Genomic DNA, 22124 nt, shown 5'->3' on the forward strand with positions numbered 1-22124 from the left:
CGTGGTCGTCCTGCTCGACGGCACCCTGATCCGCACCCGCCGCCGCACGGGTGCGGAGAACCGGAAGAACTACAGCGGGAGACACAAGGCCCATGGTCTGCTGTTTCTCGCTCTCACCGACGAGAAGGGCAACCTGATCTGGATCTCCTCGGCCCGGCCCGGACGTTCCAGCGAGATCACAGCCGCCCGCCACGACAAGATCACCGAACACCTCCGCGAGGCCGGCCTCGGCGCCCTGGCCGACCTCGGCTTCGTCGGACTCGACGACCAGCCCGACGACGACCCGGTGATCATCACCGGCCGCAAAGTCACCCGCAACCACCGCCTTACCGACGCGGAGAAGGAGGCGAACCGCCTCCTCAGCCGCGAACGCGCCGCCGTCGAGCACGGCTTCGCCAACCTCAAGAACTGGCGCATCCTGACCAAGGTCCGTATGAACACCCGCCACGCGACCACCCTCCTGCGGGCCCTCCTCGTCCTCGCGAACGCCGAAGTTCAGAGGTGACCGACGATCACCTTGCAACGGTCAAGCTCACGACCGGCACGAGTACGCCATCACCGCCTCACACCAGCCCCGTGACCTGCGAGATCAGGGTGAAAACTTCTCAATGAGGCTCGCAACCCATCGGACCGAGAACCCGCGATCACCTGTTGCGTGACCAGCGTGAAGCTCGTGCCGGGAATCAATGTCAAGGGCGTGACTGCGGCCACGAAACCGAGTACGAGATGCCACTGCACACTCCCCGGATGGTGCACAGCCTGCGGCTTGCGCCACGGCGCCAGCGCCGTCGATACCGCCCGGTCAACCGCGGACTTGCGGACCGTCTCGACCAGCGGGGGAGCGGTCGAGGGGGCGTACGGCGAAGTCGATGGCGCGGTCCGTTCGCGCGCGGTCCCCGGAGACGAGGAGATCGAGCTGCAGGCCCCGCACCTGTGCGAGGACAAGGGTCGACAGAGCGGAGGCGTCCTCGGGCGGCCAGCCGTCCGCGACAAGCCTGTTGGCGATGATCCCGATCCAGTCGTGGACGATCGACCGGGAGAGTTCCTCATCCTCCCCGGACCCTTCCCCGTGATGGCCGACGAATTCGAAAAGCAGGAGGAACTGGCGCTGCTCCTGCGGTTCGCACAGCCGACGCCACAGAGCCCTGACGAGTTCGGCCGTCGAGTGCGCCTCGCGGAGCTCCGCGTCCGACGTCAGCCATGCTGCCAGATCCGTGCGGACCTTCTCTGCGACGGCCAGGAGCAGCGCGTCCTTCGAGGAGAAGTGCCGTAGCAGTGTCGCGTGGGTGACACCGAGCGCCTGCGCCACGGGACGCAGGGACAGGCTGCTGATGCCGTGTTCGAGGATGTACTCGGTCGCCGCGGCCAGCAACTCGGGCCGCCGGTGCTGAAACCGGAGGGTGCGCCCGTCGACGTGGGATGAACTCATCGCCGCCCTCCGCTGTTCTGCGTTGATGGAGATTTAACAGTACCACTCGGTTGCCCTAACCGAGTGGTACTGCTACTTTTCTAGTCATCGCAGCCGGTCACTCCGGCCCCAGGACGAGCCCGCCCCGGCAGTGGTGTCGGCTCGCTCACCCTCCATCTCCTTCCGGATCCCCCGTTCCCACTCGAAGGACGGCAATGACTGATCAGAAGCGCATGACCCTGGTCGACCTCGGCCTCTTCACCGGCGTGCCGCAGCACGAGCACTTCTGCCGGATGAAGGGCCTCCTCGACACCCGTGAGATGGCGCCCTCCGCACACCCCTACGTCTGGCCACGCAGTGAGGCGGCCCCGCTGCCGGAGAGCTTCGACTACGACGGCACCGCACGAGTGACCAAGGAGTTCCTGGCCCGCACCGACACGTCCGCACTGCTCGTGCTCGTCGACGGGGTCATCAACCACGAGAGCTACTTCCTGACCGGCGGCCCGGACGTGCAGTGGCTGTCCATGTCGGTCTCCAAGAGCTTTGTCTCCGCGCTCGTCGGCATAGCGGTCGACGAGGGGCACATCACGGGCATCGACGAGCCCATCAGCTCCTACGTGCCGGTGCGGCCCGGTTCCGCGTACGACGGTGTGTCCATCAAGGACGTGCTCCAGATGTCCTCCGGCGCCCGGTGGAACGAGGACTACAACGACCCGGCCTCCGACATCTACCAGCTCACCGCCGCGACGGCGGGCGTCGGCGGCACGCTCGACGACTTCGTCGCCCGCATGGTGCGCGAGACCGGGCCCGGCACCGTCTGCCGCTACAACTCCGGTGAGACCCAGATACTCGGCGCCCTGATAGCCCGGGCCACCGGCCGCCCGATGGCCGACTACATGCGCGAGAAGCTGTGCGAGCCGCTCGGCATGACATCGGCGGGTTACTGGCTGGTGGACCCCGCCGGGACGGAACTCGCTTTCGGGGGGCTCAACCTGACCGCCCGCGACTTCGCCAGGCTCGGAGAGCTGTACCGCAACGGGGGTGTGTGGCAGGGCCGGCAGATCGTGCCCGCACAGTGGGTGCGCGACTCGGTCACCGGGACCGCGCCGCACCTGCAACCCGGCCGCCCCCTCGTCGGCGGCCAGCAAGCCGATGGAGTCGGCTACGGCTACCAGTGGTGGCTCCCGGCGGGAGACCGTGGCGAGTTCAGCGCAGTCGGCGTCTACAACCAGTTCGTCTATGTCGATCCGGTCAGCCGGACCACCATCGTGAAGCTCTCGGCCAGCCGCCTGTACGGGACGTCCCTGGACGAAGCCATCAGCGGCGAGGAGGAGACCATCGCTTTCCTGCGCGCGATCGCCCGGCACGGCCACTGACCCGCGATTGAACGCGGATGCTGTGCCGCGTGCGTGAGGGGCGGAGCGGGTTTCCACGCGGTGCCCGGCGGGCTCGGCGACAACATCACCACCCGTCAGCAACAGCCCGCCCCACCCAACCGACGGTGTGCAGCCGCTGGCCACCGGGCGGCGAACGCCAGCGCCTGACCATCGCCCGCCTGCTGCTGGCCCGCCAGTGCGTCGTCATCCTCGACGAGGCCACCGCCCACCTCGACAACACCTCCGAGGCGGCCGTCCAGGAGGCACTGACCGAGGCGCTCGCCGGCCGCACCGCCGTCGTGATCGCCCACCGGCTCTCCACCGTACGGGCGGCCGACCTCATCCTGGTCGTGGAGAGCGGGCGGATCGTGGAGCGGGGCACGCACGAGGAACTCCTCGCGGCGGGCGGCCGGTACGAGGAGCTGTACCGCACCCAGTTCGAGAACCCCGGTACCGAACACGGGCAGCTCGACGTGCAGCCCTCGGCGTGACGGGCGTCTCTGGCGCCCCAAAACTAACAGCGCTAGTTTGGGAGCGGACGCCCAGTCCGCAACCGTGTCCGGGAGGAACAGCGATGAAGGCCCACGACGGCATGTACATCGACGGAGCCTGGCGGCCCGCCGCGGGACGGGACACGATCGCGGTGGTGAACCCGGCGGACGAACAGGTCATCGCCGAGGTCCCGGCCGGCGGGGCCGAGGACGTCGACGCCGCGGTACGGGCCGCCCGCGCCGCACTCCCCGCCTGGGCGGCCACCGCCCCCGCCGAGCGGGCCGCGCGGATCGCCGCCCTGCGCGATGTGCTCGTCGCCCGCAAGGACGAGATCGCCGCGACCGTCACCGCCGAACTCGGCGCGCCGCTGCCGTTCTCGCAGGCGGTGCACGCGGGCGTGCCGATCCTGGTGGCCGGTTCGTACGCCGAGCTCGCCGCCTCGTACGCCTTCGAGGAGAAGGTCGGCAACTCCACCGTGTACGCCGAGCCGGTCGGCGTCGTCGGCGCGATCACCCCGTGGAACTACCCGCTGCACCAGATCGTCGCCAAGGTCGCCCCCGCGCTCGCGGCGGGCTGCACGGTCGTCCTCAAGCCCGCCGAGGACACCCCGCTGACCGCCCAGCTCTTCGCCGAGGCGGTCCATGAAGCGGGCGTCCCCGCAGGCGTGTTCAACCTGGTCACCGGCCTCGGCCCGGTCGCCGGACAGGCCCTGGCCGAGCACGACGGCGTCGACCTGGTCTCCTTCACCGGCTCCACCGCCGTCGGCAAGCAGATCGGCGCCACGGCCGGCGCGGCCGTCAAGCGCGTCGCCCTCGAACTCGGCGGCAAGTCCGCCAACGTCATCCTGCCGAGCGCCGACCTCGCCAGGGCCGTCGCCGTGGGCGTCGCCAACGTCATGGGCAACTCCGGCCAGACGTGCAGCGCCTGGACCCGGATGCTGGTGCACACCTCCCGGTACGACGAGGCGGTCGCGCTCGCCGCGGAGGCGGCCGCCAAGTACGGCGACCGCATCGGCCCCCTCGTCAACGCCAAGCAGCACGCACGGGTGCGCGGCTACATCGAGAAGGGCGTGGCGCAGGGCGCCCGACTGGTCGCCGGCGGCCCCGAAGCCCCGCGCGAACAGGGCTACTTCGTCAGCCCGACCGTGTTCGCCGACGTCACCCCGGAGATGACCGTCGCCCAGGAGGAGATCTTCGGCCCGGTCGTCTCGCTCATCCGTTACGAGGACGAGGACGACGCCCTGCGCATCGCCAACGGCACCGTGTACGGCCTCGCGGGCGCGGTCTGGGCGGGCGACGACGCGGAGGCGGTGGCGTTCGCCCGGCGGATGGACACCGGGCAGGTCGACATCAACGGCGGCCGGTTCAACCCGCTCGCCCCGTTCGGCGGCTACAAGCAGTCCGGCGTCGGCCGCGAGCTCGGCTCCCACGGGCTCGCGGAGTACCTCCAGACCAAGTCCCTCCAGTTCTGACCCCTGAGCACCGCCCCGTTCCCCGCTGCCGACCCTCAAGGAGCCTGTTCGTGGTCCGCGCCGCCGTACTGCCCGCCGTCGGAGCTCCCCTGGAGATCACCGACATCGAACTCCCGGAGCCCGGCCCTTTGTGTTGGCCGCGAAACAGTTCGGACGGTTGCCCTCGACATTGGTGAAGCGCAACTCGGCGCCGACGTAGGGCACTCTTTGCAAACGCTCAAGCGCATCCCCGTGGGCCAGGAGGAGCGGTCGGGAATTTCGGTGACCTCTGTCGACCCGGGTGCCGGGTTCGTTCGGTTCCGCCGAGGGCTTAGGCCGACGTCCACGCCTTCCTCGGGATCTTCAGTGCAGCCTGGTGGATATGGCAACGGTGATAGTCATTCCGAGGAATACGACCGCCACCGGCCCGTCTCGACAGCCAGTCAAGGAAGGCGTGGGTGCCACCGGCGGAGTCGGGACGGATGAGCTCCTGCCGTCCTCGCCAGAGCTTGAGTAGTTGAGCCGGAGCTAGTTGGGTGATTCAGGCGTTCATACGCAGCCGGGAAGACATCTTTGGCTCCCGCGTTCTGTTCCTTGGTACGCCGGGAGCCTGACTCCCAGCCGATTTACATGATGGTCCGCTGCGGGCAGTCCGGCGTATCGCTGCCCGTACGTCGGTCACCATGCGCCCCTGACCGGCGCGGGCCGGGCCCGCCACACAGGGGCAGCGTTGTCGTACTCGTGCTGTAGAACGCTGTCTGACAGCGACAGTCGCCCAGCCCCGTGTCGTAGCCACCGGGGCCCTGGTGTGCCGTGGCGGCGTTCGTTCCGAGGGAGATCGTGGTGGTTGAGTTGTACAGGGGGCCGGGCAGGCGCATGAACAGCGTGCCGTTCGTGAGCAGGTCAGCCGAGCTCCGCCGGCTCGATGCGGCCCTGCAGCACATGGGAGCCGGTGGTCCGGCCCTCGTCGATGTCACTGGTGAGGCCGGTATCGGCAAGAGCCGGTTGCTGGCGGAGTTCAGTACCCTCGCCCGCCGCCGCGGGGCGGCCGTGTTGCGCGGCCGGGCTACAGAGTTCGAACGGCACAGCCCGTTCCAGCCGTTCGCCGACGCGTTCGCCGACCTCGACCAGCGCGTGCTCGGGGTGTTCCCGTCGCTGCGGGAGCTCCTTCCGGTGCTGCGGGGAAGGACCGAGCCCTCGGGCGAGCCGTGGAACAGGGACCGTTTCGGCCTCTACCGGGCCACCTCGGACGCACTGCGCTGCATCCGGGGCGCGCGGCTCGTCGTGGTCCTCGACGACCTGCACTGGGCGGACCCGGCGTCCCTGGAACTCGTCGACCACCTCGTGCGGCACCCTGTGAAGGCTCCCTTCCTGCTCGTCGTGTCGCGCCGCGACCGCCAGGCCCCGGCGGCGCTCACCACGGCGCTGGCGCGCGGGGCCGATACCGGCGCGGTGCTGCGGATCTCTCTCGGCCCGCTCGACGAACGGGACTGCGTCGAGGAACTGGCCCGCGACCTGCCGCAGCAGCGGGCGGCCGAGATGTACGCCGCGAGCGAGGGCAACCCGCTGTACTTCCTGGCACTCCTGACGGCACATCGCACCGCCCGGCTGCCCGGGCCCCCGGTCCGGGACGGTGGTCCGCCCGCAGGCCTGGAAGCACTGCTGCTCGACGAGCTCGCCCCGCTGGACCCACTGGAGCGCGGCACCGTAGAAGCCGCCGCCGTACTCGGCGACCACGCCACGGCCGACCTCATCGCCGCTCTCACCGGCTCACCCGTCCCCGACGTCGTCGAGGCCCTGCGCGGGGTCATGCGCCGCGATCTGATCCGTACGGACCAGGCCGGACACCGTCTGGCACTGCGCCACCCGCTGATCCGGGCTCTGGTCCACGACAGCACCGACCCCTGGCGGCGGCAGGAGCTCCACCACAGGGCGGCGGCCGAACTGGCCGAGGCCGGCGCACCCCTCGCCGAGCGGGCGCACCACATCGAGCGTTCACTGACCGGCTGGGACCCGGAGGCCGCCGCGATCCTGACCAGCGCCGCCGAACAGACCGCCGTGACGGCCCCGGCCGCCTCGGCCCACTGGCTCGGTGTCGTCCTCGCGATCCTGCCCAACACCCCCGGACTCCTCGACAAACGCCGTGAGCTGATACTGATGCGCGCCGGGGCGCTCGGCACGACCGGGGCGCTGTGGGAGAGCAGAGACCTCTTCCACCGAGTGATCGACATGCCCGCCGACAACAAGGACGGCGAGGACACGCTCCGTATCTCCGCGGTCGTGCAGTGCGCCGTCATGGAGCGTCAGCTCGGGCGTTACGCCGAGGCCGACGCGCTGCTGCGCCGCGAACTGGACCGGAGGCCCGGGCCGTCACCGTCCCAGCGGATCGGTCTCGTCATCGAATGGTGCTGCCGCGCGCAGTTCGTCGCCCGCTTCCCCGAGGTACGGGAAGAACTGGCCGAGGCGTTGCGCGGCGCCCGCGATCTGGGTGACGGACTCGGCGAGATGGGCGCCCTGACGCTGGCCGCCATGAGCGAGGCGTACGAGGGTGACACGGCCGAGGCCCGTCGGCTCGCCCGGACCGCGGCGGGGCTGGCGGACGCGCTCACCGACGGCGACCTGGCCGGGCTGTGCGAGCCCCTGGTCAGACTGGGCTGGGCCGAGGTGATGCTCGACCGGTACACGGACGCGGAACGGCACACCGACCGGGGCGTGGACATCGCCCGGCGGACCGGCCGACTTTACATGCTGTCGCAGCTCCTGCTGTGCAAGGCGTACACCCACTTCCTGACCTGCCGGGTCACCACGGCGCTGGAGCTGGCCGACGAGGCCGCGACCATCGCCCGTGCCCTGGGCAGCGGCAAACTGCTCGGCCTCACCCTCGCGATCCGGTCCCTGTTCCTCATGCAGGCCCGCCCGCCGGGCGATCCGGACGTCCTGGCCGCCGCGGAGGAGGCGGCGGCAGCTGTGGAAGGCGCGGGCCAGAGCTGGTGGTCCACGCTGGCACGGTCCCTGCTCGCCTTCGCCGCGATGGGCGCCGGTGACCCGCACCGGACACGGGACATCCTGCTGGAGACGGGCGGGAGCAGGGACCTGTCCCGGATTCAGCCCTCACTCCTCCCGGAGTTCCTGGAACTGCTCGTCGCCGCAGCCCTGGCCGTCGGTGAGACGGAAGAAGCCGAACACGCGGCCGAACGCGCCCTCAAGGAGGCCGAACAGATCGACCTGCCGACCCGCCGGGCAGCGGCGCTGCGCGCCCTCGGCCGGATCGAGGCGCACCGCGGGGACCCGGCCGCGGCAGCACGGGCGTTCACCGAAGCCGCCCGGGAGAGCGCGCTGTCCGGGGCGACCCTCCGGGAGGCCCAGAGCCTGCTGCTCGGCGCCGCGTTCACCAGAGCCGCCGGTGACGGCGCCAGCGCGGCCGCCATGTGGCGCCGCGCCCGCCAGCAGGCCGCCGAGGGCGGGGCCACGCTGCTGGTCGCCCTGGCCGACCAGCAGCGCCCGGAGGTGCTGGGTGACACGGACGGGGCGGCGGAGCCGTCCGGACCGGCCGCCGGGCTGGCCCAGCTGACCTCGCGGGAACGGGAGATAGCGGAACTGGTCGCAGAGGGTCTCACCAACCAGGCCGTGGCCTCCCGGCTCTGCCTCAGTCCGCGCACCGTCGAGAGCCACATCGCCCGCGTCTACCGCAAGACGGGCGTCCCGTCCCGCGCGGCCCTCGCCACCCTGGTGGCCCGCCACACGGCTACGGCACCGGGCACGCCACCACCCTCGTGACCAAGTGCCGTCGGCCGGACGCGGACCGGAACGCTCCTCGGCCGAGCGTCCCGGAGGGCCTCCGTGCCGTGGAGTGCGGGTCGAATAACCACCGCCGGTGTCGCCTGGGGCGAGCAGCTCGTCGAATGGCAGCCGGACTGTCTGGACGAGGCGACCCTCTCCTTCGTGATGTGGCGGGCCTGCGGTGCCGGGCCCATCCGAGCATGGCGCCGTCTCTCCCGTGTGCGTCTCGACCGGCGCCGGTGTCAGTAGAACTACGCAATCAGCCACGGAAACCACCGGAACCTTCCTGCTCATGACCAACGGCCTGGTCACATGTTCTACGTTCTGTCAGGTCCGGCGTCCGGCCTGCCGGGGTCCGTTGTCAGTGCACCGTCCAGGAGTCCTCACCATGAGCGAAGTCATGAGCAAATCCCTTTTTGCTGCTGTCGCGCCTGACCGTGGCGGTGACCCCGCCGAGGGTGCCGCACTGGTTCGTTCACTGATCGCTGACGGGGCGGATGTCTCGGCGCACGACGAGCAGGGCGCCACCCCGCTGCACCGGGCGGTGAAGGCCCCGTACAGCGCCGACGACCCGCTGCCTTCCCTTGAGGTGATACGGGCGCTGCTGGAGTGCGGCGCGGATGTGCACGCCGTCGACAACCACGGTGTCACCCCCGCCGCGTGGGCCGTGGCCTTGAACGACTCCGAACCGGCGGCCTGGGCGAAGCGTTCCGTGGAGGTGCTGGCCCTGCTCGTCGAGCACGGCGCCCGGCTGGACGGCAAGATCCGCTCCGCCACCGGCGGGTCCCTCGCCCACGAGAGCTGCGCAGCCGTACCGGTCTACGCCTTCCTGCTCGACCACGGCGCACCGACGGACGCGGTCGACGATCGCGGAGACACTCCGCTGCACGCGACCGTCGGCTCGGCGCGACCGGGGCTGGTGAAGCTGCTGCTGGAGCGCGGCGCCGACGCCGCCGCGGTCAACGGCCTCGGCAGGACCCCGCTCGGGATCGCCCTGCGCCTGCCGGATTACAGCGAGAAGCAGCGGCAGGCACGGTCGGAGATCGTGGCTCTGTTGGAGGCTGCGGGGGCCCCGGCGCATGTGCGGTATCCCGTGGTGGAGGGCGGGCCGCTGCCCATCGACATGGAGGCGCTGCGGCAAGCGGCCGGGGTGATGCAGGCCGAGCTGGCCGAGGTGTGTGAGGCCGCCGGGATCCCGGACGACAGCGGCTGGCTCACCAGGCGGGTGGAGCCGGACTTCGACAGCTACCAGGACTTCGTGGCCGGACTGGGCTACGGCTGCGATCCCGACCATCTGCCGCATCTTCCCGAGTTGTGCGCCAGGGTGCTCGGCGGGACGGGTGCGACGCGCACCCTGGTCGGCGACCAGTCGGTGGACACGCCGTTCTTTCATCACGGCGACCTGGTGGTGAAGGGCGGCCTGGATGTGGTGGCCCCCTTCGTGGTCACCGGCTCCCTGGCGGTCGAAGACGTGCTGGCGGACGGCGGCCCGGATTCGGTGGTGGCCATCCGCGGCGGGGTGACGGCCCGAGGGGTGTTCACCGACGGCGAGATGTCCGTCGACGGAGACATCGAGGCCGACGTCGTCTATGGCTACTACAACGACAACACGCTCCAGGCGGGCACCATCCGCGCCCGCCTGGTCATCGAGGACGAGCACGCCACGATCGCGACCGTGGAAGCCGACCTCCACTTCGACCTGGACGACTTCCAGCAGGGGCACGGCGACGGCGTCCAGGAGCAGTTGCGCGAGCTGCTGGTGGACGAGGTCTTCGCCGTCGACGAGGACGGGGGCAGGGAAATGATGGACCGGGGTCTGCTGTTCGCCCGGCTCCGCGAGGGTCTGCCGGTCTTCCGCGCGGACTCGCAAGCCGAGGCCCACTGAGCGCATGTACCCGTCGGCCTGGCGGCCCGCCCCAGCCGACCGCGCCTCGCACTTCCCCCACCGAATCCGCCTTACCGGGCACTTCACCCCACGGAGCAACCACAGATGACCGATGACGAATCCCAGAGCGGCCCGTCAGTACCCCCCGCCCTCACAACGGTGCACTCACCGGTGGGGTACCGCCTCATCAGCGCCCAGGAGGCGGAGGAGCGGTTCCGGGTCTCCGCCGATGTCGGCTACCCGTACGCCGAGTTCGCCGACGAGCAGGAGATCCGCTTGTACGAGGGCGGTCTGCATGTCGCGGGCCATCTGGAGCCGGAGGGCGACAGCGACTGGGTGCCGTACAACACCGTCGTGGACGGTGATCTGACCGTCGACGGTGACCTGGACTGGTGGGACGACTGCGACGGCAACTTCCTCATGGTGACGGGCAGTCTGCGGGCCCGCAACGTGTTCCTGTCCGGCTGCCCCAACGTGGTGGTGCGCGGGGACCTGGAAGTGACCGGCGGCATCTGCGGCTCATACGGGGACGGCGGTTGGCTCGTGGTGTGCGGGCGGACCCGCGCCCGGATCGTCATCAGCGTGTCGTACTTCGGCATGACCTTCGCCGAGCAGCCGCAGGCACTGCTCGTCGCCGAGAACGGGCCGTCCAACTGCCCGGTGGACTTCACCGACGAGGAACTGGACACCGTCCTGCTGCCCGAACTCCTCGACGATGACGGCACGGCCGACGAGGGGAAGATCGCGGAGGCCTTGCGCGAGGGGCGGCAGGTGCTGCGCGCCGGGGTCCGGCCGAGCCATCTGGCCGCCCTGGAGGAGCTGGACGCGCTGCTGGTGCGTGCGGAGGAGGTGACAGGACTCGACCTGTCCGGACGCAAGCTGAGGCACTTCCCCGAGCAGCTCCTCTCCTTCCCCAACCTGCGGGTCCTCTCCCTGGAGGGCAACGCCGAGCTCAAGACAATCGACCCGCGCATCGGCGAGCTGGCCGCCCTCGAAGAACTCCACCTGGCCGGGACACAGCTGACCGGGCTGCCCGAGTCCATCGGCCGGCTGCGGAACCTGCGGCTGCTGGACATCTCCGACAACGCCTTCACAGCCCTGCCGGACTCCCTCGGCGACCTGGACCGCCTGGAGGTGCTGCGCGCCGCATGGCTGACCTGCCCGCTCCCCGACACGCTCGCCCGGCTGCACACGCTGCGCGAACTGGACCTGTCCCGCCAGCACCAGGGCCGCTACCACTGCGACACCCTGGTCGACTTCCCCCCGATCGTCACCCGCCTGACCGGACTGAGGACACTCGACCTGTCGTACGTCTGGCTGGCCTCCGTCCCCGACGAGCTGCTGAACCTGACCGAACTGGAGGAACTCAACCTGAGCAACTCCCTGTCCGCCCGACTGACGCGGCTGCCCGACCTGGCCCGGCTGCCCCGGCTGCGCGTCCTGCGCCTGAACGGCAGAGCCCCGGGCTCCAACCAGCCCCCGCCCAGCCGCGACCTGCTCTCCGGAATCTGGGACATCACCACCCTCGAACACCTGGAGATCGACCGCTGGGGCAAGAAAACGTTCGACGGCCGGAAGGCGCGCACCGCCTTCCGCGCGCTGCCCGACGACGCGTTCACCCACCTGTCGAACCTGCGGCACATCGACCTGTCGTTCAACGAACTCACCACCCTCCCAGAGTCGTTCTTCGGACTGCGCCGGCTCGAGTTCGCGGGCCTGCGGTACACCAAGCTCGACCGGCCCACGCTGGAGCGGCTGCGCGCGATGTTTCCGCGGACCCGGCTCGACCTGCGAGACACCGGCACCAAGGAGGTCGTCCACGACCCGAACTGGCAGTCCGTGCACGCCCTGGTCAGGACCGGCGCCGAGAAGCAGGCCGCACAGGACCACGCGGCGGCCGTCACCGCCTTCGAGGAAGCCGTCGCGCTCTGCGTTCCGGGCGCGTGCTACTCCGACCACGACCGGCTCTACGCCCACTACGGCCTGGTCAACGCCCTCGGCCAACTCGCCGACAACGCCCCGGACGCCGACCGCCCCGAACCGGCCACGAAGCTCATCCGTTACGCCGAGCAGACACTCTCCCTGATACCCGGCACGATCTGGCACTTCACCGACGAGGGCGCCTTCCAGGAAGAGGTCAAACGCCGCACCGGCAACGCCCTCGCCTGGCATCTGCTGCACAGCGGCGAACCCGAGCGCGCGCTCGCCGCCGTCGAGCAGGCACTGACCGTCGCCGACGCCCCGGAGTACGACTTCGTCCGCGACACCCAGGTCCGCGTCCTGCTCGCCCTCGGCCGCACCGACGACGCCTACCGGGTCGCCGACCAGATCCTCACCCGCGACCCCTCCTTCGGCGACCTCACCGACATCGCCGCCCTACCCGAATTCCAGTCGTGGCGGCAGACCCAGCGCACCGCCGCACCCGAGGCCCCGGGGAGCGCCCGGTGAGACCCGACCGCGCCGTACCGTCGCCCGGCACCCGCCCACTCGACGAACTCGACCAGGCGCCCTGGGCCGAACTCCGCCACGCCTACGGCCCGGCGACCGACGTCCCGGAGCAGCTGCGCGCTCTGGTCTGCGGCGACGGGGAACACCGGACCCAGGCGTGGGACCGTATGTGGTCCGCCCTCTATCACCAGGGAAGCGTCTACGAGGCCACGCTCCACGCCGTGCCGTTCCTGTTGCACATGCTCGCCGAGGAGACCACACCTCACCCGGCCCGCGTCCTCGTCTCCCCGCCTTCGTCGCCGAATGCCGAGCACGGCTTCAGGCAATCCTCGCCGACGCCGCTACGCGTTGAGCGGTATCCCCGGCACACGAGGAAGCGCAACACAGCGCAGGTTCCATGACACACAGCGGAACGCCGCACGGAATGAAGCACCTTCACCGACACGCTCTCCACTCAGTTCGTCTCACCGAAACTGCACCGCCCAGGTCGCACGTCATCCACAGGCACTCCGGTCTGACTTACCTCGGTGAGGCCGGGGCGATCCTCCTGGCCGCGGAGATGCAATTCGTCCGCGAGAGCGTCCCGCGCATCCGCAGCTACGCCACCGCCAAGATGGGGTCCAGCCAAGGTGAGGCCAAAAGCCACAACGGCTCTGCCGTGACCTACGAGGTACTGCCTTCGAGCTGGCGCGGAACGCGGGAGGCACGCAGTTCGCGCAGTCGGGGATGTGGTTGCAGAGGGTATCGTCGGAGACGCCGAGGAGTTTCGCGATGGACTCGATGCTGTTCTCCGGGTTGGGCAGCATGTCGCGAGCCGCGCGCAAGAGCTCGGGCGTGATGACCGAGGGGCGCCCGCCGGTCCGGCCGCGGGCGCGGGCGGCGGCCAGGCCCTCGTTCGGTTTGTTATCCGGTGTCTCGCAATCAGTCCCGTTCAAAGCAGTGAGAGCGGCCGATGACGGAGAAGCCGCGGCGCTCGTACCAGTGCCGTGGCCAGTCCGTCGCATCCGCGGTCAGGAACCGGGTATCGCAGTCCTTGTCGGCGGCCAGGCGCAAGGCGGTGGTCAGGACGGCATCGGCGTAGCCGCGCCTGAGGTGGGCCTCCGAGGTGACCAGGTCCTCGATCTGGGCGGTGCCAGTTGCCGGGTCCAGATAGAGGTCGGCCCATGAGGCGACCTCGCCCTCCTCCGTGCGGGCACCGAGGAAGTGAACGACATCGGCCCCGCGGCGGCGAGCCTCGCGGCGGTCGACGAGGTGGCGTATGACCTCGTCGTCGACATCCGGGAGGAGGCCCCGCCATCGCCGGGCGAGTGGGATACGTATCGCGCCGTGCCAAAGTGATCAGCCCTCCGGAGGGCGCTGTCCCTGCTGACCCCCGCGCACCAGTTCCCGACGGGCGTGCCGTTCCACCCCGACCGGCGGGCGGCGGTCGACTGGGCGCGCGGCACTGGCGGGCTGATTCTGGAGGACGACTACGAGGGGAGTTCCGCTACGACCGGCAGCCGGTCGGCGCGCTCAGGGGCTCGACCCAGAAGGCGTCGTCCACCTGGGGACGACGAGCAAATCCCTGGCGCCGGGCTGCGGCTGGGGTGGATGGTGCTGCCGGAGAGCCTGGTGGAGGAGGTGATCGAGGCGAAAGGGCTGAGCGACTGGTCGTCGAGCGCGCTGGAGCACCTGACGCTCACGGACTTCATCGCGTCGGGCGCGTACGACCGCCATGTGCGGGCGATGCGGCTGCGCTACCGCCGCCGACGCGACCAACTCGTCGCGGTACTCGCGGAACGGGCCCCCGGTGTCCGGGGCAGCGGTATCGCCGCCGGCCTGCATGCCGTGCTCGAACTCCCGGAGGGCGGCGAGGAGGCCGCGCTCCGGGCGGAGGCCTGGCAGGGGCTCGCGCTGGACGGGATCTCGCGCTTCCGGCACCCGCAGGCGCCGCCGGGGCGCGACGCACTGGTCGTCGGCTACGGGACACCGACCGACAGCGCGTGGGCGGGAGCGCTGGAGGCTCTCTGCCGGGCGCTCTCCTGAGGCCGGGTACCGCGGAACCCCGGGTACGGATCACTTCTCCGAGAGGGGGCGTCCGGCCGCTCCGTCCCGCGTCTGCGGCCTCCCGGTGGCCGCGGTGGCTGGACGGGAACGAGTGATGGTGCGGCCAAAAGAGCGGGCCGTCATGTGCGGCGCCCGCAGCCCTCCGATCCGCAGACCGGACCGGAAGAGCCGGCTCAAGGATCCGACGGTGATACCGGAAGCGGCGGCCGGCAGGGGGCGCCGGCGCCCGGTACGGGCGTCCGGCGAGGGTTCCGGATGATCACGTGTCCGTCGGCGACGGTGCGCCGGGGGAGTCTGCCGCGGAGCGCTGGGGGACGCCACCGATGCGGACCGCGCGGGCGCTGTCGGGAGGGACGGGCCGGCTGCAGGCGTCGCAGACGGTGCGCGGATGGAGGACCGCGCCGCAGTCGTGCCGGAACACCGTCGGGGCCTCTCCCTCGGTCACGTAGTGGTCGCCCCACTCCTTGAGGGCGAGCAGGACCGGGTGCAGCGCGAGTCCGGCCTCGGTCAGCGTGTACTCGTAGCGCGGCGGGTGGGCCTGGTAGAGCTCCTTGGCCAGGACGCCGTTCTCCACGAGCTTCTTCAGCCGGGCGGTGAGGATGTCCCGGCTGGCGCCGGTGTTCGCGGCGATCCGGTCGAAGCGGCGCACCCCGAAGAACACCTCCCGCAGCGCGAGCAGGCTCCAGCGCTCGCCGATGACGGCGAGCGAGTTCGCGATGGAACAGGGGCGCGGGTGGGCGACGGTCATGGGTGTGGACCTCCGGGGAGTGGGCGCCGTGCCGGGGCGGCACGGCGCATGCGGGCGTCGCTCCGGGTGCGGAGCTCGTCGGCCGCCGGGAGGTTCCGGGCTCACCTGCCGCCCCGCAGTACGTCGTCCATCGTCTGCCTCCCGGGCCGGTTGACCTCTCATCCTAGACCAGTGGGTTGGAAAAAAAGACCCATGAGGCGGAGCCTGGGGGCGGTCCGGATCAGAGTGCATTTGTTTTTCAAACTAACTCCCTTATAGTGAGTCCTGTTTTCCAACTATCTGGCTCGGGCATTCCTCGGGCCCGACCGAACGAGGAGACCGGAATGAGGACTTCACCACCCGGCAGCACGTCTGTCACCGATGAGGCGGTGGCCCGGATCGACCCCCTGTGGAGGTCCTGGGCGGGCGCGCACGGGGGGCATGTCGCAGCGGCGGCGCTCACCGCCATGCGGGAACAGGGCGTCGGGCAAGGCCGCCCGCTCCGCGCCCTGACCGCGCACTTCCTCGCCCCTGTCGAGACCCGTCCGCTCGGCCTGTCCCTGACCGGACCCCGTAGGGGACGTCGGGCCTCCACCTGTCTCTTCACGGCCCATCAGGACGGAGCCGCGGTGCTCGCGGGGTCGGCGCTGTTTGGCTCCGGCCACCCGGGGCCCGGCTATGACGGGCGGGCCTTCCCCCAGGTACCGGGTCCGGCCGACTGCGTGCCCCTCGACCTGCCCGGCGGATTCGTGGCCTTCGCCCAGCAGGTGGAAGTGCGACCCGCCACCGAGGCGCTGCCCCTCGCCGGGGGCGAGCTGGCCGAGCTGGTGGCCTGGGTGCGATTCACCGACGGGCGGCCGCTGGACGAGGCCGCGGTCGTCACCCTCACCGATGTCCTCCCGCCCGCCCTGTTCGCGTGCTGGCGCACCCCGCGTCCGGTGCCGACCGCCGAGCTGACCATCCACTTCGCCGACACGCCGGCCTCCGAGGTACTCACGGACCGGGCCCTCGTCCGGATCCGTACCGAACAGGCCGGCGGCGGCTGGGCGGTCGACGACAGCGAGGTGTGGTCGGCCGACGGCCGACTGCTGGCCCTCGCCCGGCAGGCCCGCGTCGTCCAGGACGCCCCCCCCGGAGAACGCCCCCTCGCCCTCGGCAGCCCCCCGGGAGACCTCGTGAACACCGGCGGAGCCATCGCGCTCGTCACCGAAGCAGGCCGCGGACCGGGCCGCGCCGTCGCCCCCGTCCCCGGAAGGAACGGTGGCGGGGCCCCGGCCGACGTACTCCCCGTGCTCTCCCGGCACACGCTGCCGCAGACCGGCTCGTACGGCACCTTTGAGTCGGCGGCCCGGCCGATGACCAACGCGGTGCGCGAGGAGCTGCGTGCGCAGGGCACCCGCACCGTCGCCGTGTACCCGGAGTTCATCGACACCGACATGGCCGCCCACGTCGACCGGGCCGGGATCATCCCTGCCGACGTGGTCGACCAGGTCCTCGACGCCGTCGAGGCCGCCCGCGAGGAACTCCTCGCCGACGACGTCCCCCGCCAGGCCGGGGCCATGCTGTCCGGAGGAGCGAACCATGACCACTGAGCTGCGTGACACAACGGCCGAGGAGCGCGACGACGCCCGCGGCAACCGCCCCGGGCCGGTCCTCGTCGCCGCGTGCCTGGGACTGTTCACGGTGTTCCTCCAGACCACCCAGACCATCGGCACGCTCGGCGCCGTCCAGGCCGATCTGCGCCTCGCCCCGGCCGACATGGTGTGGGTGCCGAGCATGTACACCCTGGTCGTGGCATCCTGCGTACTCGGCGCGGGCGCCCTGGCCGACCGGTGGGGTCGCAAGCGCGTCTTCCTGACCGGGACCGCGGCGATGGCCGCAGGCGCTCTGGTTCTGGTCCTCGCCGACAACCTGGCCACCCTCCTCGTCGGCCAGGCGATCGCCGGTCTGGGCGGTGCCCTGATCACCCCCAGCTCTCTCGCGCTGATCACCCACGCCGTCCGCGACCCGCGCCGCCGTGCCGGGGCGATCGCCGCATGGGCGGCCACCTCCGGGCTGGGCCTGGCCGTCGGCCCCCTTGTCGCGGGCCTCGCACTGCGCTGGTGGACCTGGCACGCGGCCTTCTGGCTCAACCTCGTCATGGCGGGCCTCGCAGCGATCGTCGCGCTCGGCCGGGTCGCCGAGTCCCGCAATCCGGCCCAGCGCCTGGACTGGGCGGGACAGTTCACCGCGATCGCAGGTCTCGCGCTCCTGGTCTTCTGGCTGATCGACGGCGGTCACCACGGCTACGGCTCCGCACGGGCCCTGGCCGCCGTTGTGGCAGCGGTCCTTCTGCTGGCCGCCTTCGCTCTGGTAGAACTGCGCCGTACCGCCCCCATGGTCGACCTGCGGCTGATGCGTGATCCCTCCTACAGCGTCTCCCTCCTGCTGGCCGGGACCGTCCTGTTCGGCTTCGTCGGCCTCAGCCTTCTCCAAGTGCTGTGGCTGCAGCGGGTACGGGGCCTGACCGCCCTGCAGGTGGGCGTTCAACTTCTTGCGGAATTCGGTGCGTTCATCGCCGCCTCGGTCCTGGCTGGCATACTGGTGCGTCGGCTCGGGCCGCGCGTCCTGATCACGGCGGGCCTGCTGTTCGCGGCCGTCGGCGCCGTCCTCTTCGCGCAGGTCGGACCGGGCACCGCGTTCGCCGGGTACGCCGCTGCGTTTGTCCTGTTCGGCTTCGGCTGCGGTCTCGCCAACGCCCCGTCCACCGCCCTCGCCGTCGGCCACGTCCCACCGGGCCGCGAGGGCGAGGCGGGCGGCACCGTCAACGCCGCCCGTCAGATCGGCGCCGTCCTCGGCACCAGTATCCTCGGCACACTGGTCACCACCCGCTTCGAGGACCGCGTCGCCCACGTCCGCGACCCGCGCATCGCCTTCACCGACGCGGTCACCCACACCACCTGGGTCGCGGTCGCGGTCCTCGGCGCCGGCGCCGTATTGGCACTCGGACTGTCGGCCTGGTCCCGCCGCAGGGCAACCGCCGGGTGACCGGGGCGAACGAGGCAGGGCGGGAAGCTGAACGCCACCCGGGCCGACGAACCTGAACCGCCTGCCCGCCTGTTTGCCCGCCTGCCCGTCCGGCGCGGTTCGCGAGGGCGGGCGGTTCAGGCGCGGGCGGGGCGGGTTCAGACCGGTTCGGGGGTGTCCTGCGGCGCCTCGCCGAACCGGGCCAGGGCCAGCGCGCCCGCCACCGCCACCACGAAGCCGACGACGGGCCGCGCCGTCGCCAGCAGTCGTGCCACCCCGTCGGCACAACCCGACAATCTCGGCCTTGAACTCCGGCGTGAATGAACGGCGAGGGCGGCGAGGCTTTTTCTTCCCCATGCTCTCCATGAACAGAGCCGAGCCTGCCAGTTGATCATGCTGCCCCGCCGGGGATCCCCAAGATCCCCGACTGTGAGGATGAGGCGGCACCGCTCGAGGGTCTGACCCGATCCCCGATTGACGCTTCGGCTGTCCTCACTCTGAATCGTCGGCCTTCCGAGCGGTGCCAATGCGTGTACCGGCCGGAGATCGTGACCTCATAGAAGCTTGACCCAAGCGGTCCCATCACAGTCGTGTCCGTCTGCCGGCCAGTGCGCGCGAACCCACTCGCCGCGCACGGAAGGAACCCGGCCACCATGTCACAGCCGATCGAGGTGATCGGCGGGATCGACACCCACACCGATCTCCACCAGGCCGCCGTCATCGACACCATCGGCCGACACCTGGCCACCGAGGCGTTCCCCACAACGCCCACGGGCTACCGAGACCTGCTGGAATGGCTGCACTCCCACGGCCAAGTACTGGTCGTGGGCATGGAGGGCACAGGCTCCTTCGGTGCCGAACTTTCCCGCTATCTCCATACCAACCAGATCACTGTCATCGAGGTGGACCGACCCGACCGTCGTGCTCGTCGCGCGGCTGGGAAGTCCGACCCCATTGATGCCTACGCCGCCGCCACCGCGGTACTCGCCGGCCGCGCCACAGGCACCCCGAAGCACCGCGATGGTGCGGTCGAGGCAATCCGCGGACTGCGCGTGGTACGCGCCAGCGCCGTCAAGGCCCGCACTCAGACCATCAACCAGATCAAATCACTGATCATCACCGCGCCCGCTGCGGTACGCGAAGCACTGCGCTCGCTGACCACCACCGAGCTGGTCCGACGGCTCGCCGCCAGCCGTCCGGGCACCGACCTGGCTGCCCCGGCCACAGCCGTCAAACTGGCCCTCAAGCGTCTGGCCAAGCGCTACCGGCATTTGAGCGAGGAGATAGCAGACGCGGACGCCGACCTGCGCGTCCTGATCACTCGCACCGCCCCCGGCCTGCTCGCGCTGCCGGGCGTCGGGACCGAGACCGCCGGGCAGCTACTGGTCACCGCCGGCGACAACCCCGACAGGCTCGCTTCAGAGGCCTCATTCGCCCACCTGTGCGCCGCCTCACCCGTGCCAGCCTCATCCGGGCGCACAGACCGCCACCGACTCAACCGTGGTGGAGACCGCCAGGCCAACCGCGCGCTGCACACAATCGTGCTGGTCCGCATGCGTCACGACCCGCGCACCCGCGACTACGTCGCACGACGCACCCTCGAAGGACTCAAGACGAAGGACATCTTCAGATGCCTCAAGCGCTTCGTCGCGCGAGAGGTCTACCGCCACCTCACCAGCGCATTCACCGGCGCACCCGGGCCGTCTCCTGCAGCTTGACGATCTATAGAAGCTTCAGAGTCAAGCTCAGGAGCTGAGGAGGATCGGTCGGTCCACGCGAGCTGTGGTCGCACACATCTGGGCCGTTCTTGAGGGCCAAGACCGCAGACGAATTCGTCGAAGGCCGTCGCTCGTAGTGTCGGCGCCTCTTCGGCTCAGGTCACTCCCCCCGCGCCCGCATGCCCCGGGCGCGGGCGGCCTTTGATGCCGTATCGGACCCCAGGAGATCGAGGACTTCGCGGGCACGGACCGGCTGAGTGGAGGAGGCAAGTACGCCCCCGCTGAAGAGCGAGGTGATCGCGGTGTCGCCCGGCAGCGGTCCGACGACAACGACACCTGGCAGGTCCATCAGCTCGCTGTGCTGCTGAAAGGCCAGGTCGGCCTGTCCGGACGACAACAGGCTGCCGGCAGGCACACCTGGTGCTGCCTGAACAAGTCGGTCCCGAAGCGTGTCGGTGAGATCCAGCCTGCTGATCAGATCGATGAGTGCCGTCCCGCTCGGGCCTGTGGAGTAGGCGATCCTCTTCGCGGACAGGAGAGCGGCCCGCAGGTCGGATTCCGAGCCGAGTGCTGGAACCGGCGTTCCCTCCGGCACGGCGGTGACGACCTGGGAGATCCACAGCGGGCGCACCGTGTCCGCCAGGAGGTGCCCGTCCTTCCCCAGCGCAGCCAACGCTCCATCTGCGAGCACAAGAAGGTCGGCCTCAGCGCCTTCTCGTACTCGCCGTGCGGTCTCGACCCCGCCGGCGGCCTCGAATCGCACCGGAATGCCGTGGGCGAGTCGGATGTGCTCGGAAAGCTCGGCCAGTATCGGCCGCGTCGCCATCGAGGACAGCCCAGAGATCTCTCGGTTCACATAGCCTCCTTGGTGTGCGGCAGATGGTACGGCCCGCAGTCGGGCTGCTCAACGCCGGTCTGCGAGACTGGCCGCGTGAGTACAACCCAGATCTCGGCGGCAGGAAAAGTCCTCAAAGTCCTCTCGGCCTTCGACCGTGAGCACCCGTCGCAGACTCTGTCGGAGGTCGCTCAGCGTACGGGTCTGGCCCTGAGCACCACGCACAGGGTGGTCGCGGAGCTGGCGGGCTGGGGCGCGCTGGAACGCGGAGAGGACGGGGCGTGGCATGTCGGGCTGAGGCTCTGGGAGATCGCCTCGGGGTGCCCGCGCACTCAGATTTTGCGTGATGTGGCACTGCCTTTCATGCAGGACCTCTATGAGGTGACCCACGAGAACATCCAGCTCGCGGTGCGCGAGGGCACAGAGCTCGTGTTCATCGAACGGATCGCCGGGCATCGGTCGGTGGAACTGCTGACCATGGTCGGGACTCGTTTCCCGATCGCCTCCACCGGGATGGGCCGGGTGTTGCTGGCACACGCACCGCAGGAGATCCAGGAGGAGGTCCTCGATTCGCCACTGCGGGCCTGGACCCCGCACACCGTCATCGACCCGAAGGCGCTGCGCACGCAGCTGGACCGTATCCGCCGCGAACAGGTCTTCATCAGCGACCGGCAGCTCTCGGAGAGCACGGTCGCGGTTGCCGCGCCTGTACGGATCGGCCGGGCCGGGCCTGTCAGTGCCGCCCTGGGGATCGTGATCACAGCGCGTGGCGCGAGCCGTGCACGCAGGCTACGGGAGCCGCTTTTGAGGGCCACGCACGGGATCTCCGACGAGCTCGGCCGGCGTACCCGCGCGACTGCCTGAGATCCGTCAGGCTTCCGCCTGACGGAAACGCCGGCGACTGGCTGCGGCCGTGGGTGCCAACGTTCGAGGTGTTCGGAAGGCGCTGTCAC

At 70.5% G+C, this 22124-nt stretch carries 16 protein-coding genes and 2 pseudogenes; 14 read left to right on the top strand and 4 right to left on the bottom strand.

Going from position 1 to position 22124, the window contains the following annotated elements:
* The first annotated feature begins 1 nt into the window (after position 1).
* Positions 2–505, top strand: coding sequence for a transposase family protein (locus tag OG842_RS39980; protein ID WP_266733948.1), 504 nt, complete (start codon positions 2–4; stop codon positions 503–505).
* A 297-nt stretch (positions 506–802) separates the two neighbouring features.
* Here the strand turns inward: OG842_RS39980 and OG842_RS39985 are convergent, their stop codons facing one another.
* Positions 803–1429 (bottom strand): TetR/AcrR family transcriptional regulator, encoded by a 627-nt coding sequence (locus OG842_RS39985; protein WP_266733946.1) that lies wholly within the window; start codon positions 1427–1429, stop codon positions 803–805.
* A gap of 194 nt (positions 1430–1623) precedes the next feature.
* On the opposite strand from OG842_RS39985, the gene OG842_RS39990 reads away from it, so the two are divergent.
* The 7 genes and pseudogenes from OG842_RS39990 to OG842_RS40020 all read left to right on the top strand — a co-directional run bounded on the left by OG842_RS39990 (position 1624) and on the right by OG842_RS40020 (position 13240).
* Complete coding sequence (locus tag OG842_RS39990; protein ID WP_266733945.1) at positions 1624–2784, top strand: serine hydrolase domain-containing protein; 1161 nt, start codon at positions 1624–1626, stop codon at positions 2782–2784.
* A 146-nt stretch (positions 2785–2930) separates the two neighbouring features.
* Positions 2931–3275: pseudogene (locus OG842_RS39995) on the top strand (ABC transporter ATP-binding protein); the annotation flags it as partial.
* A gap of 83 nt (positions 3276–3358) precedes the next feature.
* Positions 3359–4747, top strand: a complete 1389-nt coding sequence (locus OG842_RS40000; protein ID WP_266733944.1) for an aldehyde dehydrogenase family protein — start codon at positions 3359–3361, stop codon at positions 4745–4747.
* A gap of 873 nt (positions 4748–5620) precedes the next feature.
* Positions 5621–8503, top strand: coding sequence for a helix-turn-helix transcriptional regulator (locus tag OG842_RS40005; RefSeq protein ID WP_266733942.1), 2883 nt, complete (start codon positions 5621–5623; stop codon positions 8501–8503).
* A 391-nt stretch (positions 8504–8894) separates the two neighbouring features.
* A complete protein-coding gene (locus OG842_RS40010; protein WP_328512629.1) occupies positions 8895–10391 on the top strand; it encodes an ankyrin repeat domain-containing protein in 1497 nt (498 codons plus the stop codon).
* Positions 10392–10496: 105 nt separating this feature from the next.
* A complete protein-coding gene (locus OG842_RS40015) occupies positions 10497–12839 on the top strand; it encodes a leucine-rich repeat domain-containing protein (protein ID WP_266733938.1) in 2343 nt (780 codons plus the stop codon).
* The gene (locus OG842_RS40020; RefSeq protein WP_124722573.1) at positions 12836–13240 is read left to right on the top strand and encodes a hypothetical protein; all 405 of its coding nucleotides are present in this window, start codon (positions 12836–12838) and stop codon (positions 13238–13240) included. The genes OG842_RS40015 and OG842_RS40020 overlap by 4 nt, the downstream gene beginning before the upstream one ends.
* A 520-nt stretch (positions 13241–13760) precedes the next feature.
* Here the strand turns inward: OG842_RS40020 and OG842_RS40025 are convergent.
* Positions 13761–14099 (bottom strand): GNAT family N-acetyltransferase, encoded by a 339-nt coding sequence (locus OG842_RS40025; RefSeq protein ID WP_401879236.1) that lies wholly within the window; start codon positions 14097–14099, stop codon positions 13761–13763.
* On the opposite strand from OG842_RS40025, the gene OG842_RS45425 reads away from it, so the two are divergent.
* Positions 14043–14177, top strand: coding sequence for a hypothetical protein (locus OG842_RS45425; RefSeq protein ID WP_362012627.1), 135 nt, complete (start codon positions 14043–14045; stop codon positions 14175–14177). The two genes, OG842_RS40025 and OG842_RS45425, sit on opposite strands and share 57 nt — an antisense overlap.
* A gap of 24 nt (positions 14178–14201) precedes the next feature.
* Positions 14202–14864, top strand: a pseudogene (locus OG842_RS40030) (aminotransferase class I/II-fold pyridoxal phosphate-dependent enzyme); the annotation flags it as partial.
* 280 nt (positions 14865–15144) lie between these two features.
* Here OG842_RS40030 and OG842_RS40035 read toward each other — a convergent pair.
* Positions 15145–15633, bottom strand: coding sequence for a winged helix-turn-helix transcriptional regulator (locus OG842_RS40035; protein WP_266487577.1), 489 nt, complete (start codon positions 15631–15633; stop codon positions 15145–15147).
* Positions 15634–15956: 323 nt separating this feature from the next.
* On the opposite strand from OG842_RS40035, the gene OG842_RS40040 reads away from it, so the two are divergent.
* From OG842_RS40040 to OG842_RS40050, 3 genes are all read left to right on the top strand, one after another.
* A complete protein-coding gene (locus tag OG842_RS40040; protein ID WP_323185819.1) occupies positions 15957–17204 on the top strand; it encodes an acyl-CoA thioesterase domain-containing protein in 1248 nt (415 codons plus the stop codon).
* On the top strand, positions 17194–18639 hold the full coding sequence (locus OG842_RS40045; protein WP_124722577.1) for an MFS transporter: 1446 nt from the start codon (positions 17194–17196) through the stop codon (positions 18637–18639). Before OG842_RS40040 ends, OG842_RS40045 begins: the two co-directional genes overlap by 11 nt.
* Before the next feature lie 632 nt (positions 18640–19271).
* Entirely contained in the window at positions 19272–20336 is a 1065-nt protein-coding gene (locus tag OG842_RS40050) for an IS110 family transposase (protein WP_266733935.1), read from the top strand.
* A 160-nt stretch (positions 20337–20496) separates the two neighbouring features.
* Here OG842_RS40050 and OG842_RS40055 read toward each other — a convergent pair whose 3' ends face one another.
* Complete coding sequence (locus OG842_RS40055; RefSeq protein WP_266733934.1) at positions 20497–21192, bottom strand: substrate-binding domain-containing protein; 696 nt, start codon at positions 21190–21192, stop codon at positions 20497–20499.
* A gap of 75 nt (positions 21193–21267) precedes the next feature.
* Here OG842_RS40055 and OG842_RS40060 point away from each other — a divergent pair, with 75 nt between their 5' ends.
* Positions 21268–22035: an IclR family transcriptional regulator gene (locus OG842_RS40060; protein WP_266733933.1), complete on the top strand. Its 768-nt coding sequence runs from the start codon at positions 21268–21270 to the stop codon at positions 22033–22035.
* Positions 22036–22124: the final 89 nt, after the last annotated feature.

The organism is Streptomyces sp. NBC_00376 (assembly GCF_036077095.1).
Lineage (GTDB): Bacteria > Actinomycetota > Actinomycetes > Streptomycetales > Streptomycetaceae > Streptomyces.